Annotated in this window: 14 protein-coding genes and 1 tRNA gene; 11 read left to right on the top strand and 4 right to left on the bottom strand. The window is 64.3% G+C overall.

Translation table 11 applies throughout. The annotated features are described in order from the left end of the window. Nucleotides 1–38 precede the first annotated feature (38 nt). From MKAN_RS29920 to MKAN_RS20830, 9 genes are all read left to right on the top strand, one after another. The gene (locus MKAN_RS29920) at nt 39–890 is read left to right on the top strand and encodes a helix-turn-helix domain-containing protein (RefSeq protein WP_080674112.1); all 852 of its coding nucleotides are present in this window, start codon (nt 39–41) and stop codon (nt 888–890) included. Beyond that, on the top strand, nt 880–1,050 hold the full coding sequence (locus tag MKAN_RS32805) for a helix-turn-helix domain-containing protein (protein WP_225722796.1): 171 nt from the start codon (nt 880–882) through the stop codon (nt 1,048–1,050). The genes MKAN_RS29920 and MKAN_RS32805 overlap by 11 nt, the downstream gene beginning before the upstream one ends. Then, nucleotides 1,047–2,300 (top strand): site-specific integrase, encoded by a 1,254-nt coding sequence (locus tag MKAN_RS20860; RefSeq protein ID WP_023371795.1) that lies wholly within the window; start codon nt 1,047–1,049, stop codon nt 2,298–2,300. The genes MKAN_RS32805 and MKAN_RS20860 overlap by 4 nt, the downstream gene beginning before the upstream one ends. A 148-nt stretch (nt 2,301–2,448) precedes the next feature. Next, on the top strand, nt 2,449–3,528 hold the full coding sequence (locus MKAN_RS20855) for a tyrosine-type recombinase/integrase (protein ID WP_023371793.1): 1,080 nt from the start codon (nt 2,449–2,451) through the stop codon (nt 3,526–3,528). Nucleotides 3,529–3,566: 38 nt separating this feature from the next. Further along, nucleotides 3,567–3,851 carry a helix-turn-helix domain-containing protein gene (locus tag MKAN_RS20850; protein WP_042313875.1) on the top strand — a complete coding sequence of 95 codons (285 nt, stop codon included), beginning with the start codon at nt 3,567–3,569 and terminating at the stop codon, nt 3,849–3,851. A gap of 6 nt (nt 3,852–3,857) precedes the next feature. Continuing rightward, nucleotides 3,858–5,957, top strand: a complete 2,100-nt coding sequence (locus tag MKAN_RS28905) for a site-specific integrase (RefSeq protein WP_023371789.1) — start codon at nt 3,858–3,860, stop codon at nt 5,955–5,957. A gap of 53 nt (nt 5,958–6,010) precedes the next feature. Then, on the top strand, nt 6,011–6,199 hold the full coding sequence (locus tag MKAN_RS20840) for a hypothetical protein (RefSeq protein WP_023371787.1): 189 nt from the start codon (nt 6,011–6,013) through the stop codon (nt 6,197–6,199). A 52-nt stretch (nt 6,200–6,251) separates the two neighbouring features. Next, on the top strand, nt 6,252–6,599 hold the full coding sequence (locus tag MKAN_RS20835) for a type II toxin-antitoxin system RelE/ParE family toxin (RefSeq protein ID WP_036391761.1): 348 nt from the start codon (nt 6,252–6,254) through the stop codon (nt 6,597–6,599). Continuing rightward, a complete protein-coding gene (locus tag MKAN_RS20830) occupies nt 6,596–6,925 on the top strand; it encodes an XRE family transcriptional regulator (RefSeq protein ID WP_023371783.1) in 330 nt (109 codons plus the stop codon). Before MKAN_RS20835 ends, MKAN_RS20830 begins: the two co-directional genes overlap by 4 nt. 158 nt (nt 6,926–7,083) lie before the next feature. Here the strand turns inward: MKAN_RS20830 and MKAN_RS29915 are convergent, their stop codons facing one another. Together MKAN_RS29915 and MKAN_RS20815 are read right to left on the bottom strand one after the other, a co-directional pair. After that, nucleotides 7,084–8,724, bottom strand: coding sequence for an ATP-dependent nuclease (locus tag MKAN_RS29915; RefSeq protein ID WP_080674111.1), 1,641 nt, complete (start codon nt 8,722–8,724; stop codon nt 7,084–7,086). A gap of 346 nt (nt 8,725–9,070) precedes the next feature. Next, a tRNA-Met gene (locus MKAN_RS20815) sits at nt 9,071–9,147 on the bottom strand. 589 nt (nt 9,148–9,736) lie between these two features. Between MKAN_RS20815 and MKAN_RS20805 the strand changes: the two genes are divergently transcribed. Beyond that, nucleotides 9,737–10,942 (top strand): RtcB family protein, encoded by a 1,206-nt coding sequence (locus MKAN_RS20805; protein WP_023371775.1) that lies wholly within the window; start codon nt 9,737–9,739, stop codon nt 10,940–10,942. A 65-nt stretch (nt 10,943–11,007) separates the two neighbouring features. Here the strand turns inward: MKAN_RS20805 and MKAN_RS20800 are convergent, their stop codons facing one another. After that, on the bottom strand, nt 11,008–13,989 hold the full coding sequence (locus tag MKAN_RS20800; RefSeq protein ID WP_023371773.1) for a UPF0182 family protein: 2,982 nt from the start codon (nt 13,987–13,989) through the stop codon (nt 11,008–11,010). A 77-nt stretch (nt 13,990–14,066) separates the two neighbouring features. Next, nucleotides 14,067–15,089, bottom strand: a complete 1,023-nt coding sequence (locus tag MKAN_RS20795; RefSeq protein WP_023371770.1) for a YlbL family protein — start codon at nt 15,087–15,089, stop codon at nt 14,067–14,069. 78 nt (nt 15,090–15,167) lie between these two features. Here MKAN_RS20795 and MKAN_RS20790 point away from each other — a divergent pair, with 78 nt between their 5' ends. Further along, nucleotides 15,168–16,559 carry a zinc-dependent metalloprotease gene (locus tag MKAN_RS20790; protein ID WP_023371768.1) on the top strand — a complete coding sequence of 464 codons (1,392 nt, stop codon included), beginning with the start codon at nt 15,168–15,170 and terminating at the stop codon, nt 16,557–16,559. Nucleotides 16,560–16,595: the final 36 nt, after the last annotated feature.

Raw genomic sequence — 16,595 nt, 5'->3', positions numbered from 1 at the left:
ACGGCTGCCGGCGGGCAGTCCGCGATCAGCGCTTCAGAATGAGCTGGGAAGCGCTCGCTTGGGCGAAAGACTTGGACATCGCGCATCCGGTCGCGAAGTTCATTCTCGTCCTGCTGGCAAACAAGGCGGACGAAAACTTCTCGTGCTACCCCTCCATTCGCACACTCATGGCCGAATCCGGTGCCGGCAGAAGCACGATCTTGCGTGCGCTGAGCCATCTGGAGACGCGCGGGTTCATGAGCCGGCGTCCGCAATTTCACGACTCCGGGGCCCGCCGTTCAACCCGTTACTACCTGAATCATCCTCGCGCGCCGCACCTTTTAACTGGTCCCGATCCGGGACCTCCCCGTCCCGCAGCGGGACGGGGGCCGTCTCGCACTGAGACGGGGACGGTGTCAAAGCGGCACCCCCCGAGGGTCCCACAGCGGGACCCCTTGAACCCATCAACCGAATCACCATCCGAACCGGGCGACGCCGCGATAACGGTCCTGGAGTCCGTGACCAGAGCGTGGAAACTCGGGACCCACGACGCGCGCAGTCTTCGACCGGCCATCGAGTCTGCCCTGGAGCGCGGCTGGCTGGCCGCTGATCTCACCGACCTTCTGATCCGGAACCTGAACGGGGCGCGTGATCCAGTTCGGGTGCTGGCCCGACGTCTCGCTGATCTCCGACAGCCACCTGACCCGCCCATTACCAATGTGCCGTGGTGTGGTGAGTGCGAGGACGCGCATTCTCGCACCATCACGGTCACCGAGCCCGACGGAGCAGAAGCAGCGCGGTTTTGTCCACAGTGCAGCCCGCAAGTCCACAGGGGCCGGTCATCCGAAGAACAATCCGTCCAACATTGTGGAAAGGTGGTGAATTATCTTGGAGAGCAACGTGTTCAGTGATCTTCCCCTACTGCTCGCGGTACCCCGCGCAGCGCAGCTACTGGGAATAAGTCGGGCCGCAGCCTATCGGTTAGTGGCCTCCGGCGAGCTGCCCGTCCGTCGGCTCGGCGGCCGCATCTACGTTGTAACCGACGGCCTACGCGAATTGGTCGCATCGTGAAAGGCACGGTGCTTCAGCGCGGTTCGGTGTGGTATTACAAGTTTCGACTCCCCGAGCGTGACCCGTCGACCGGGCGGTATCCCTGGATCACCAAAGGAGGGTTCGACACCGAGCGCGAGGCCTGGAAAGCCTGCCGAGACGCCATGCGCGACGCCGACCGCGGCCGAGTCGTCAAGCCGTCGACCCGCACCGTTGCGCAGTTCCTCACCGAGTGGCTCGCCGCGGTAGAACCCGCACTCGATGCCACGACATGGCGCAGCTGGAGCGACTACGCACGCACTTACGTCATCCCTCACATCGGCGCCGAGCGTCTGCAACGACTCGACGAACCCCAACTGCTCAGGCTCTACGCCAAACTGCTCACAGAGGGCCGCGTTAAGCGCGACAACGACTCCGTGATGCACGCCTACTGGTCAGAGCACACCACCGCCGGTAACCCGCCCACACCACGGCAGCTGTCAGAAGCGTGCAATACCACGATCCACGCGGCCCGCACCGCGGTGCGGCGTTACCGGGTAGGCATTGTGCCTAGACCGGTTTCGCCGGGTCTGGCGCCGAAGACCGTCCGCAACGTCCATGCCTTCCTGCACCGAGCACTCGTCGACGCCGTGGCGTGGAAATACATCACCGACAACCCGGCCAGCAACGTCAAGCCACCGCGCCGGCCGCGAACCCGCCGCGCGGTGTGGAAGCCCGAGGAGATCCGGACCTTTCTCACCTCAATCCGCGACGACCGGTTCGCGGCGCTGTTCTTGCTGGAACTCACCACCGGCATTCGACGCGGCCAGGTGTGCGGTCTGAAATGGTCCGACGTCGACCTGGACGCTGGCCAGATCACCGTGCACGACAATCGCGTGGTGGTCGGTGGCCGGGCGCTCGACAAAGCCGGTGGCAAGACCCGTAACGCCGACCAGACAATTTCCATCGACCGCGCCACCGTGGCGGCGCTACGCCATTGGCGCCAGCTCCAAGACAGCGAACGCGAATTCTTCGGCGACGCCTACCACCCCGGCGACTACCTGTTCACCTACCAGGACGGCCGGCCGCCACATCCCGACACGATCCGCCAGCGCTTCGACAGACTGGCGGCCGCGGCGGGTATATCGCGCATCACCTTCCACGACCTGCGCCACTCCTACGCCACCGGCGCGCAAGTGCGCGAAATTGCATCTAATGCATCATTCGGGGTGGTTGGTGATTGGGATCCGTTAAGGGATTTCAGTTTTGGAGCGTTCCGCAGCGCTGTCTGACCGTGTGGGCGACACGCCATCTGAACTGGGATGTGATCGTCGGGTGGCATCTAATGCCACGATGAGGCATCTGATTTGGTTGCGTTTGATGCCTGATTGTGGTGTCTGATGCCATATATGGCCGGAGGGTTTGGTGGCGGGTGCTGGGGTGGCCGGTTCGGCTGCGTTGACGCTGGTAACCGGTTGCACCCCAGTGCGTCCGGAGCCGGCGTTGTTCGAGGCGATGCTGGACGGGTGGCGGTCACAGCAGCGGGCCCGGCGGTTGGGCGAGTCGATCATCGGTTCGCGCGAACGCACGGTGCGCCGGTTCGTCGAGTTCACCGGCGGCTGGCCGTGGTCCTGGACGGCGGGGCAGTTGGAGTCCTGGATCGCCACCGGCGGGTGGGCGCATTCCACGGTACGCAGCTATCAAGGCGCGGTCGCGGTGTTCCTGGAGTATGTGTGCGACAACAGGTATGGCTGGGTCGTCGAGTGCGAGCAGCGGGTGGGTGCCCGGCCGGCGCAGATCTGTCATGAGTGGAACACCGCCCGGCACGTGTGCGAGTACGAGGGGCGTCCGGCCCGGCGGCCGTTGACCCGGGCGGAGCTGCAGGCGTTCTTCGACGCTGCCGACGACTGGGCCGAACAGGCCGTCACGTCGGGTCGCAAGGGATGGTTGGCCGCGTTCCGCGACGCCGCGCTGTTCAAGGTCTGCTATGGGTTCGGATTGCGGCGCCGCGAGGTCGCGATGCTGGACGTGGCCGACTTTACGGCGAACCCGGCTGCTCCGCAGTTAGGCGGGTTGGGAGTGTGCCAGGTGCGGTTCGGCAAGGCGATGCGCGGTTCCCCGCCGCGACGTCGGTCGGTGGCCGCGGTAATGCCGTGGGCACTCGAGGCGTTGGAGCAGTACCTGACGCTGGTGCGGCCGCGGTACGCCGCGGCGGCGCATCCGGCGCTGTGGTTGACCGAACGGGGCGGGCGGATTTCGCCGCGGCAGGTCGATGACCGGTTCGCCCGATGGCGGGCGGCGGCTGGTCTGCCCACCGAGTTGTCGGTCCACTGCCTGCGTCATTCCTATGTCTCCCACCTGATCGAGGACGGGGTCGACCCGTTGTTCGTCCAGCAGCAGGTCGGGCATTCTTGGGCGTCTACGACGGCGGTGTACACCCAGGTCGGCGCCGACGCCAAGAACCGGATGTTGCGTGCGGCGTTGGATGCCGCGTTCGGTGCGGAATTATCACCAGGGTGAGGATTGCGGTGGGGTATCACTGGCATCTGCGGACCAAGATGGCCGCGGCCGGGATGTTTGCGACCACGGATCTGGTGCCGCTGCTCGCGGAACGGGGGGTGGTGCTGTCCAGGGAGCAGGTCTACCGGCTGGTGGCCGGGGTCCCCGAACGGTTGTCGTTGACCACGTTGGCGGCGTTGTGCGACATCTTGTCGTGCACCCCGGCCGATCTCATCGAGCCCTATCGGGTCGCCCGTTCCCGGCCGACCCGAGGGGACTCGGCCGGGCCCGCCGCGCCGAAGCGCCCGACCCGGGCCCGGGTGCTGCCCGACACCGGAGGCTGAAAGCCTATGCCGGCCAACCAGACCCGATGCCCGGACTGTGCCAGGGGGCGGTTGTGCAGCGGTTGTGGGCGCGGGCGGATCAGCACCGCCGTCGCGGCGGCGGTACCGGGTATCCCGATTGGTGTGCTCAGCGCTGCGCTGGAGGCGGTGGCCGGCCATCCGGCGGTCATCCGCTCCTTGGCCGCCGCCCTGGCCGCCGATGCCGATGCGCTCACCGTCGGCGCACCGCCGGTGGTGAGCCGCCTGGTCGCCGAACTGCGGGCACGCGGGGTGGACCTGCCCGATCCGGTCTGCGCCCGTTGCGCTCGCACCGGCAAGCCATTGACCCGTTCGTCGGCCGGGGGCGTGTGCGCTCGCTGCCGACGCCGCCAATTGGCGACCGCGTGCGTGCGCTGTGGTGTAGTCAAACCCGTCGCCAGCCGCGACGGGCAGGGCCAGCCGGTCTGCGCGCGGTGCGCTGATCGGCCGCAACGAGTCTGCGGCAAATGCGGACGGACCCGACGCATCGCCCGCCGCGCCCGCGACGGCCAACCTGATATCTGCGATTCCTGCTTCCGAGGCCATGAGGCCCTCTGCAGCCGCTGCGGGCGGCGGCGACCCTGCGCGTTCGCCTCGGGCCCGAACCCGATCTGCGCCGGGTGCGCGCCTCGGGCGACCGCGACGTGCGCGCACTGCGGCGCCCAGCGTCCACCGACGGCCCGCTGGCCCGAGGGACCGGTCTGCGACCCCTGCTACACCGCCGCACTGCGCCGCCGCGGCACCTGCGCCACCTGCCATACCCGACGGCGCCTTGTCCACCCGCCCGGCCCGAACGCCACCATCTGCGCCGACTGCGCCGGCGTCCCGGTCAGCCACACCTGCACCGACTGCGGGATCGAGGACAAAGCCTACGAACGCCGCAGGTGCGCACCGTGCGCACTCAAGCGCAGAACCGCAGCCGCATTGTCGGGCCCCGACGGCCACATCCGGCCCGACCTGCAACCGATCTACCAGGCGATCACCGCCACCGGCGCTCCACGCACCGCGCTGAACTGGCTACGCAACAGCGCCGGCGCGGCCCTGCTGATCCAAATGGCCTCCGGCGCTGTGGAAACGACCCACCAGGCACTCGACGCCCACCCACGCCCGGCTGTCGCCGGATACCTGCGAGCCGTCCTGGTCGCCAACAACGTCCTGCCGCAACGCGACGAACAACTCAGCGCCACCGAACAACTCCTCACCCGCACCCTGACCAGCATCACCCGCGACAGCGACCGCCGCCTCATCCACTCCTACGCCACCTGGCAGGTCCTGCGCCGCCTGCGCGTGACCGCGACACGAGGGGACCGGCCACGCACCTACACCCATCACGCCCGCACCAACATCAACCCCGCAGTCGATCTGCTGAACTGGCTCGCCGACCACCAAACCACCCTGGCCCACACCGGCCAAGCCGACATCGACAACTACCTGGCCGGACAACCGCCGTCGCGATACCGCGTCCGCGATTTCCTCCAATGGGCCGCCGCTGGCGGTCACACCGGGCCGATCACCATCGCCACCCCCGGACGCAACCCGGGCCCGGCCACCGACCACGACCAACGATGGGCCCAGATCGCCCGGCTCCTGCACGACGACACCATCGAACTCACCGACCGGGTCGCCGGATCACTACTGCTGCTCTATGGCCAGCAGCTGGCCCGGATCGTGGCGATCACCCACGACCAGATCAAAACTCAAGGCCAGCAAGTCTTTCTGCGACTCGGCACCGACGACCTGCACATCCCCGAACCGCTTGCCGCGCTCATCACAGCCCTCGTCCGCGATGGCCGCCCCTACACAGGAGTCGGCACCCCACCCACCACCAACTGGCAGTTCCCCGGACTGCAACCCGGCAGACCCCTCACCGCCGCCCGACTCGGCGAGCGCCTGCGCAAACTTGGGATCCGAGCTCAACCCGGCCGCCGCGCCGCACTCACCCACCTCGCCGCCCAACTACCCGCCGCCGTCATCGCCGACCTACTCGGCATCCACCCCAACACCGCAGTCCACTGGGTCCACGACGCCGGCGGCGACTGGAACCGCTACGCCGCCCAACCCACCCAGGACGTCAATCACCAACCATGACGAATGCCTCAACAGGGCACTGCCAGCGGCGGGGCATTCGCACGGTTCGAAGATTGCTGGTTACCAGTTTGCGGGCTGGCATCAGCCCGAAAGTGATCAGTGAGCGCATCGGCCACGCCAACGTCGGATTCTTCCTGGAGACTTACGCCCATGTGCTGAGCAACGACGATCGCGAGGCGGCGGAACTGGCCGCCGAATTCCTGCTCGGCGACGCGTGGCAGGACGGCGAGGGCTCGACGTGACTCTCCTTCGCCTTAGAAAGTTGTACATAACTCTGAAGTTATATTAATGTCGATGTCCTGGGATGTGATCCTGCTCGAGGAGGTCGAAGCCTGGTACTTCTCGCTCGACGACGAAGCGATGGCAGCAGTCACCGGGGCCATCGACCTGCTCGAGCTGGAAGGACCAACGCTAGGCCGGCCGACGGTGGACAAGGTAAAGGGATCGAAGTTCCACAGCTTGAAGGAGCTGCGGCCGGCGGGTACCAGCATTCGGATCCTGTTCATCTTCGATCCACGACGGCAGGCGATCCTGCTGCTTGGCGGGGACAAGGCAGGCAACTGGAAGCGCTGGTACGAGGAGAACATTCCGGTGGCCGATCAGCGATATGAGAACTGGCTGGCGAACGAGGGAGGTGAATGATCGTGGCACGCAACTGGCGTGAGATTCGTGCGGAGGCGGTTGCGCAGGGGCGGCTGGACCCGGCGCGCGCCGACGCAGCACGCAAAGAAATGCACGACGCCGTCCAGGCCCAGCGCCTTGCTGACATTCGCAAGGCGCATGGACATGCCCGGCAGGCCGACGTCGCCGCTTTGATGGGGGTGTCGCAGGCACGCGTGTCAAAGCTCGAAAGCGGCGACCTGTCGCACACGGAGCTGGGCACGCTGCAGTCGTACGTCGCCGCCCTCGGCGGGAATCTTCGAATCGTTGCCGACTTCGGCGAGAGCAGCGTGGAACTGACAGCATGACCCGCTCACGCTATGTTTGGTAAATGCGGAGCACGCGGCGTCACATCGTAGGGCCCCAGGTCCGCCCCGGAAGGTAGTTCCCACCGCTCAGCTCGATTCCTAGCTTGCCGAGGCCATAAGCCTTTCCTCGATCGCGTCGAAGACCACTCGCCACCCTGCTACATCTGACTGCTTCGCGTTTTCCGCAACCACTCAGGAAAAGCCTCTTTGCCCTCAGGAGTAAAATCATATCGAAAGTCTCCAAACTTTTTTGCCTTAGACTTCAAGACCAGGTCCTCTCCAAACTTCTTGACAAAGGCTTCCATCGTCTTTGGAGGAAACAACCATTCGGCCTCTGCGCCTTCGCGGTATTGGCTTCCCAAAAATCGACCATATTCGAGCACATCCTTTTGATTCATCTTGAAGCGTTTAATCAATAGATCGCGTGCGTGTCTCCCGTTCTCATCAGAGTCGAGTAAAATCCAAATTGGTCGATCTGTCTCAGCACGCAATATAACTGCCTGGAGCACTAGCGAGTCGGTTCCAGTGTTGGGCAATATATGGACGCCATCGATTGTAGCTCTACAATTTAGCTTGTCGGCCGCTATCTTGATAAATGCTTCATCGGAGGCCCCCTCCACTAGGAGAATGCCTCGGCTAGTCGCGGGGATGGTGTTGTAGCGGTCAAGCAGCCGAGGCACTGCCAGGTCGCGGAAGAGTCCACTCAATGCTGGCGAGTGTGGTTCGCTCCCCCGAGCCGTACCGCAGACTGCTGAGATTCCATCTGACGATTTCTCAATCGCTACCACTTGCGCCTTCGGATGCCTAGATAGAATGTAGGGGGAATGCGTCGTTATCAATAGTGATACGTTATCCTTTTCTGCTAACGCTTCGAGGTCCTCCCGCAGCCTTTCCTGTGCAGCCGGATGAAGGAAGGCCTCGGGTTCTTCAACGGCTAGAACCATCGACTGCTTGCTCGCTTCTGTCAGGTATCGAAGCAGGGCAACCAGTATCGCTCCCGCGACGCCTGTGCCTTTGTTTCGTAGCTCGGTCTCCACCGAATCAGCGAGCCTGATCTCTACGTTAGACAGCGTTTCTTCCAGACCTGACACGGTTGGCGTCAAGAACATATCTTTAACTTCAGGGAACAAACGCTTGCTTATAGTAAGGGTTCGATCACGCATCGGAGATAGCAACTGCGATTCAAGTTTTCCGACGTAATCTTTTCGGGCTAGTTCCGCATCGTGAAGATGCTGTTTTAATTCTTCTTTGAGCACGGTATGCAGAATTTCTCGAAATCTTCCAGCGAGGAGTTCTTCGATACTTTGACCGCTATCGACAGCAATAAACCTCATGACTTTGCGGAATTGACGCAATGCCTTCTCATTCAACTCAGGGTTGCCGCGGCGGTCACCTCCGCCACGTGCGGAAAAGTACTCCTGGCGGGTTACATTCTCTCGGCCCCCACGATACGTAACGACGAATCGCACGGTGCTGTCTTCTGCATAGGTCGAGCTTGAAGACCTTGAAACGGTCTTCTCATAGTCGCGAAGGTATCGCAGCAGAGTCGACTCACTGGACGTCGCTCCCCGACAGTCGAAAGTCAAAGTCGTCCTAGGAAAGGCAAACTTTCTCTGTCCCGGAACATCGACGGCCGGATCGAAAGGGTACTTTGGGTCGAAAGCCATCCGGATGGCTCGCACCAGATTCGACTTTCCGCAGTTATTAGGTCCGACGAGTGCGTTCATCCCATCGGTCAGTCGAATATCCGACTCCCCGAACGACCTGAAATTCTTTACCTCGATGCGGGTGAGTTTCATGTATTTGCTTTCGCCCCAGAGCGCAATGTCAAACGTGTCGATGGCCGGTTACATTGAGTAAACCAGCGACTAGCTGCCACTTTGAACGGACACGCCTAAGCGGTGGCGACGATGCCTGTCTGTGAGCTGGGCAAGGCTCCCTTGAACCGGCCAACAGCCTCCGGGAGCAGCACTCTAGGGACACCCGACATAGGTTCCCTCGGTCCGCGATATCCAGTTCTGCCGCCGCTTCACAGGTGCCGGGCCGTCGAGCAACCGGTTACCGTTAGCCTTGCGAAAGTTCCCAAAAGTGTTCCCATCGGGCATGAAAACGGCCCCCGGAGAAGTCTCCGGGGGCCATTTCCGCTGGTAGCGGGGACAGGATTCGAACCTGCGACCTCTGGGTTATGAGCCCAGCGAGCTACCGAGCTGCTCCACCCCGCGTCGGTAAATGCCAGGTTACCGAACACTTCGACTCTGGACCAAATCGCAGGGTCAGCAGCGCCGGCGCACATCAAACCAGACGAGCCCGCCTATGCGGTCCCGGCTGGCCGACACAAGCCGACGCCGATCCGAAGCAACCAAGATTCCCTCCTGGTCCTGGTGCCGCCGTCCGCCACAGCGCTTCGGCTCCCGCACCGGATAAGCATCAATGTCACCATGAAAGGCGCCCATGGCGACCGCATCGACCAGATCGGCCCGCGACGCGGCCGGCCCGACACCGGCACTGCCCGGTCACTTCGCCTTCGCCGCCAACCGCGCCCAGTCGTTGCAGGCGCCAAGCGCCTCCACCAAGCCGTGGCCACCCATACCGGTCTCCAACCAGCCACCCGAAAATACTTTGCGCCCGGCCATTTCGGGCAGATAGCATCCCAGGCCGTGGCTGGTGCAAGCTAAGTCACCACGGTCGGCGACCGCACTGCAACTCAGCGCGCTTGCGGCGAACACCCAACAGCTGCAACATGATCCACGCCCAACGTTGCCACACCCGCACTCACGACAGCCGACTATAATCGCGTCCGAAGGAGTTACCATGCCCCAACGCCTCGGGCCGAAGCTACTCAACTTTGCCAGCGAAATCGACGACAACACCCTCGAGCAGGCGAAACTCACCGCATCCATGCCCTTCGTCCACCCGCACGTCTCCCTTATGCCCGACGCGCACCTTGGTAAGGGCTCGGCCGTCGGCACCGTCATACCCACCAAGGGCGCCGTGATCCCCGCGGCCGTCGGAGTGGACATCGGCTGCGGCATGGTCGCGGCCAAGACGCGGTTCACCGAGGCCGACCTGGCAGCCCGATTCGACGGCGAGTACGCCCAAGAGTTGCCTACGCTGCGGCGCCTGGTCGAGGACGCGATACCGCTGTCACCGGGGAACTACAACAAGAGCTTGCAACGGTTCCCGTTCACCGCCAAGAAGCACAACGAGCTCCTCGAACTGCAGGCAGAACTCGATGTGGACCTCTCCCACAGCCCGAAATGGATGCAGCAGTTGGGATCTCTCGGCGGCGGAAACCATTTCATCGAACTCTGCGTCGACCTCGCGAACACCGTCTGGCTGTTCCTGCACAGCGGCTCCCGCGGCGTGGGCAACAAGATCGCCCAACGGCACATCAACATCGCCCTGCAGCAGTGCTCGGGCGATCCGTTGACCAAGCTGCCAAACCGCGACCTGGCGTTCCTCAACGAGGGAACACCCGAGTTCGACTGCTACATCAGGGATTTGAAGTGGGCGCAGCGCTTTGCCTATCTCAACCGCGCAGAGATGATGGATCGCTTCATCCACGTCTTCGCGTCGTGGCTGGGTGTGCAACCGCAACGCGTGGAGACCGAACGCATTAACTGTCACCACAACTACACGGCCCCCACCCGGATCGATGGAGAAACCGTGTGGCTGACTCGCAAGGGTGCGATCGACGCCACCGAGGGCAAGCTGGGAGTCATCCCGGGATCCATGGGTACCCGCTCGTATGTCGTGCGCGGCAAGGGAAACCACGACAGCCTATGGTCGGCCCCGCACGGGGCCGGTCGCCGGTTCAGCAGGACCAAGGCGAAGCAACTGTTCACCGAGCGGGATCTGGCAGTGGCGATGGTGGGCATCGAATACCGCCATGGTAAAGAGTGGATCGACGAGATCCCACAGGCCTACAAGGACATCGACCGCGTCATGGCCGATGCCGAACCGCTCGTCGACATCGTGACCTCGCTGCGGCAGATCATGAACGTCAAGGGACAGTGATCACTGGGATCCCAGTGATCCCAGTGATCCCAGTGATCCCAGTGATCCCTGTGATCGCTAGAGCCCTACTTGGCGTTGTTGAACTTGGTGATGGCCTCGTCCAGCCGCTGCAGCGCTGACCCGTAGGCGGCGAAATCACCTTTCTTCTGCGCGTCCCGGGCGGCACCGATCGCGGCCTGAATCTCCTGCAGCGCAGCGGCTTTGGCCGGCGACAAGGTCGCAGCTCCATCCGGGGGCGGCGGTACCACCGCGGTTGGCGGCGGGGTTCCGCCCGGGCCAGTGGCCGGCGGCGGGTTGGCGGGCGGATTCGCCGGCACACCGGCCTCGGTCGGCTGTATTCCGGTGGCGGCATCACCGGCACCGGGCCCGAACAGCCCGTTGAGCGCATCACGCACGGTGGGGCCGTATCCGACCTTGTCGTTGTACATCATCGCCACCCGGATCAGCCGCGGGTACGACGAGGCGGCGTCGCTGGCACCGGGCGAGGCATAGACGGGTTCGACGTACAGCAGCCCACCCTGGGCCACCGGCAAGGTGAGCAGGTTGCCCCACCGGATCCGGTTCTGGTTGTCGCGTCCGATCACGCCGAGATCCTGCGACACCGCGGGGTCGGTGGTGATCGCGTTGTTGGCCAGCTTGGGACCGTTGACCTGTCCGGGGATGGTCAGCACGGTGATCTTGCCGTACGTCGCGGGATCTGAGCTGGCGCTGATGTACGCGGCCAGATAGTCGCGTTTGAACCGGTTCATCGCGCTGATCAGCTGGTAGGCAGCCGAATTGTCGTCTTTGGCAATGTTTTTCGCGACGATGTAATACGGCGGCTGGTAGCTGCTGGCGGTCGGGTTCGGGTCCAGCGGCACGTCCCAGAAGTCGGAGGTGGAAAAGAATGTCACCGGGTCGTTGACGTGGTACTTGGCCAGTAGCATCCGCTGCACCTTGAACAGGTCTTCGGGATAGCGCAGATGCTCGGCAAGCTCGGGAGTGATGTCGCTCTTGGGCTTGACGGTCCCTGGGAACACCTGCATCCAGGCCCGCAGCACCGGGTCCTGTTCGTCCTGCTGGTACAGTGTGACCGTGCCGTCGTAGGCGTCGACGGTGGCCTTCACCGAATTGCGGATGTAGGAGACCTTCTTGTCGGGCGCCAACCGGTTGAAGGCCACCTCGGTGGAATCGGCCGTCGCCGACGACAGCGAGGTGAGCTCGGAGTACGGGTAGTTGTCCAAGGTCGTGTAGCCGTCGATGATCCACACCAGTCGCTTGTTGACTATCGCCGGGTACACCGCGCTGTCCGTGGTCAGCCACGGCGCCACCGCCTCCACCCGATGCGCCGGATCCCGGTTGAACAAGATTTTGCTGTTGGAGCCAATCACGTTGGAGAACAAGAAGTTTCGCTCGGCGAACTTCGCGGCGAACACGGTGCGGGAAATCCAGCCGCCGATCGGGACACCGCCGCTGCCGGTGTAGGTGTAGTTCTTGGTCTCCGTGCTGGTTTCGTAGTCGTATTCCCGGTCTGCGCCGGTCTTTCCGACAATCGCGTAGTCCGCGGACGTGTTGGCGATGACCGGTCCGAAGTAGACCCGCGGCTGGTCCAGCTGCGCCGGCCCGTCGGACACCACGGTGCCGTTGGCGCCGACGACGTTGACCAGGAATTCGGGGTAACCGCCGTTCTGGTTCGGGTCGTTGGCGATCCCGCGCACGGTGTTGGCTGGCGAGGCGATGAATCCGTTGCCGTGGGTGTACACGGTGTGCCGGTTGATCCAGTCGCGCTGGTTGTCGATCAGCCGGTCGGGGTTGAGTTCACGCGCCGCGACGACGTAGTCACGCAGATTGCCGTTACGGTCGACGTAGCGGTCGATCGATAACTGGTCGGGGAAGTAGTAGAAGTTCTTACCCTGCTGGAACTGGGTGAACGCCGGGCTGACGATCGTGGGGTCGAGCAACCTGATGTTGGAGGTCGTGGCGCGGTCGGCGGCGACCTGCTGCGCGGTCGCCTGCCCCTCGCCGGTGTAGTTGCGATACGTCACCACGTCCGACGTCAGGCCGTAGGCTTGCCGAGTTGCGGTGATACTGCGGCTGATGTATTCGCTCTCCTTCTGCGCGGCATTGGGTTTGACACTGATCTGCTCGACGATCATCGGCCAGGCGGCACCTACGATCACTGACGACAGCAGCAACAGGGCCAGACCGATAGCCGGAATCCGCAAGTCCCGCAGGGTGATTGCGGAGAACACTGCGGCCGCGCAGATCAATGCGATCGCCATCAGGATCAGCTTGGCCGGCAGGACCGCGTTGATATCGGTGTACCCGGCACCGGTGAACGGCTTACCGCCACGGCTGTGCGACAGCAGCTCATAGCGGTCGAACCAGTAGGCGACGGCTTTGAGCAGCACCAGCATCCCGACCAGGCTGACCAATTGGACACGCGCCGAGCGGCTCAGCGCGCCTGTGCGACCCGAAAGCCGGATACCACCAAAGATGTAGTGGGCCAACAGGTTTGCCACGAACGCCAGGAACACGGCTACGAACAGGTAGCTGAGCACCAGCCGGTAGAACGGCAACTCGAAAGCGTAGAAGCCGAGGTCCTTCCCGAACTGCGGGTCCCTGACTCCGAAGTCGCCGCCGTGCAAGAACAGCTGGATCCGAACCCAGTATCCCTGCGCCACGATGCCGGCCAGCAGTCCGATGGCCGCGGGTACCCCGATGCCCACCAGCCGTAGGCGGGCCAGCACGACGGCGCGATAACGCGCCACCGGGTCGTTGTCGTTGCTCGGCACGAAGACCGGCCGGGTCCGGTAGGCCAACGCCAGCCCGGCAAAGACGATGCCGCCGACCAGCAGGCCCCCCGCCAGAAACACCACGATCCGGGTGACCAGCACCGTGGTGAACACCGACCGGTAACCCAGCTCGCCGAACCACAGCCAATCGACGTACGCGTCGATCAGGCGTGGACCGGCGAGCAGCACCGCGATGACACCCAGCGCGATCAAGATCAGAATCCGGCTACGCCGAGTCAGCTTCGGCATCCGTGCGGACGGCCGCATCGCCACTAGCTACGCTCCCTGCTCGGTTTTGGCTGCTGCCAGAGATTTGTCTAGTCGGTCACAACTGTACGCATCCCCCGGCGTTAGCAACTTGGCGTCGGCGCCCCGGCAGTCATCGCATGCAACGCGTCCACCGCCTGGCCGAGTGTCTCCACCTTCACCAGCCGCAGGCCTTGCGGGGTGTCGGAGGCCGCCTCGTAGCAGTTTTTCGCCGGCACCAGAAACACCGTGGCGCCCGCGGCACGGGCAGCGGCCATCTTGTGCGTGATCCCCCCGATGGCGCCAACCTTGCCGTCAACGGAAATGGTGCCGGTGCCCGCGACGAAGGTCGACCCCACCAGGTCACCCGTGGTGAGCTTGTCGATCACCGCAAGACTGAACATCAACCCGGCCGAGGGGCCGCCCACATTGGCGAGGTTGAAATCCACCACGAACGGCGCCCACGGCGCGTCCAGCACCGCCACCCCCATGAATCCGTAGTCGCGGTCCTTGTTGGTGCCGAGCGTGATCTGCGCGACACCGGCCGGCTCATTCTTGCGACGGAAGTCGATGGTCACGGACTGGCCCGGCTTGGTGTTCTTGAGCAATCCGGTGAACTGCTCGATATTGGCCACCGGCGTGCCGTTGACCGCGTCGATCGCATCACCGGCTTTCAGCTTGCCCGCCGACGGTCCGGGATCGTTGACCGAGGCGACGGTTACCGCCTCCGGATACTTCAGATAACCCAGGGCCGCGTACTCGGCGCTGTCTTCGGAGTTCTTGAAATCGGCGTTGTTGGCCTTGTCGACCTCCTCGCGCGACTTGCCCGGCGGGTAGACAAGATCGCGGGGTACCAGCTGTTCTTGCCCGGAGAGCCACAGTGTTATGGCCTCACCCAGACTCAGACCGTCGCGCTGGGACACCGTCGTCATGTTGAGATGACCTGACGTCGGATGCGTTTGGGTGCCTTCGATGTCGACTACCTGTTTGCCGTCGACTTCGCCGAGGGTGTCGAACGTGGGGCCGGGTCCCAGCGACACGAATGGCACCGTCACGACCGCGAGCAATACTCCGAACACCACGATCGGCACCAGCGCGACCATCAACGTCAAAATCCGCCTGTTCACGCCGCATAGACTAGACGGGCCCCGCCGAAGCCGGTTCAGCTGCGAGCGTGACGCCGGATGCCGCTTTCTTCTGCCCTGATGGGTACCGTTGACCGTATGGCTGACCTGCCTTTCGGTTTCTCCTCCGGAGACGACCCCGACCGCGACAAGCGCGGGAAGAACGAACCCGACCCCAGCTCGGGCGCTAACCCACTGGGCCCGTTCGGTTTCAGCGGGGATTTCGCCATGGCCGACCTGGGTCAGATCTTCACCCGCCTGGGCGAGATGTTCGGCGGTGTCGGCAGCGCGATGACCGCGGGTCAGAGTTCCGGACCGGTCAACTACGCCCTGGCCCGCCAAGTGGCCGCCAGCTCGGTCGGTTTCACGGCGCCCATCCCGGAGGCGACCAACTCCGCGATCGCCGACGCGGTGCACCTGGCGGAGACCTGGCTGGACGGCGCCACCTCACTGCCCGCCGGCACCACCAGGGCGGTGGGCTGGAGCCCGACCGACTGGGTCGACAACACCTTGGACGTCTGGAAGCGACTGTGCGATCCGATGGCTGAGCAGATCTCGACGGTCTGGGCGTCGTCGCTGCCGGAGGAGGCCAAGAGCATGGCCGGCCCGCTGCTCACGGTGATGTCGCAGATGGGCGGCATAGCGTTCGGTTCGCAGCTGGGTCAGGCACTCGGCCGGTTGTCGCAGGAGGTGCTGACATCGACCGACATCGGCCTGCCACTAGGACCTAAGGGAGTGGCCGCAATCCTGCCCGCTGCCGTCGAGGACTTTTCGTCCGGCCTGGAGCAGCCGCGCAGCGCGATCCTGACCTTCCTGGCCGCCCGTGAGGCCGCCCATCATCGCCTGTTCGGCCACGTTCCCTGGCTCGCCGGGCAACTGCTGGGCGCTGTCGAGGCCTACGCCAAGGGCATGAAGATCGACATGACCGGAATCGAGGAGCTGGCCCGCGACTTCAATCCGGCCACCTTGACCGATCCCGCCGCCATGGAGCGGTTGCTGAGCGAGGGAGTATTCGAGCCCAAAGCGACACCGACCCAGATCCAGGCGCTCGAGCGTCTCGAGACGCTGCTCGCCCTGATCGAGGGCTGGGTCCAGACCGTGGTGACCGATGCACTCGGTGAGCGCATTCCGGGCACCGCCGCACTCAGCGAGACCCTGCGCCGGCGCCGGGCCAGCGGCGGTCCCGCCGAACAGACGTTCGCGACCCTGGTCGGGCTGGAGCTGCGGCCACGCAAACTGCGGGAGGCCGGCGCGCTGTGGGAGCGCCTGACCCAGGCCGCCGGTGTGGACGCCCGGGACGCGGTGTGGCAACACCCCGACCTGCTGCCCGCGGTCGACGATCTGGACGACCCGGCCGCTTTCATCGACCAGGTCATCGGCGGTGACACCAGCGGCATCGACGAGGCCATCGCCGAACTCGACCGCGAGACCGGCGGCCCGGAAGACTCCAGCCCCGGCCCTGTGGATAACTGAGCCGCTAGCCGAGCCCGGCGTGGCACAGTTTCTGGT

The organism is Mycobacterium kansasii ATCC 12478 (assembly GCF_000157895.3).
GTDB lineage: Bacteria > Actinomycetota > Actinomycetes > Mycobacteriales > Mycobacteriaceae > Mycobacterium > Mycobacterium kansasii.
Note: the sequence above shows the minus strand (reverse complement) of the source record. Positions and strands in the feature narration are given on the sequence as shown.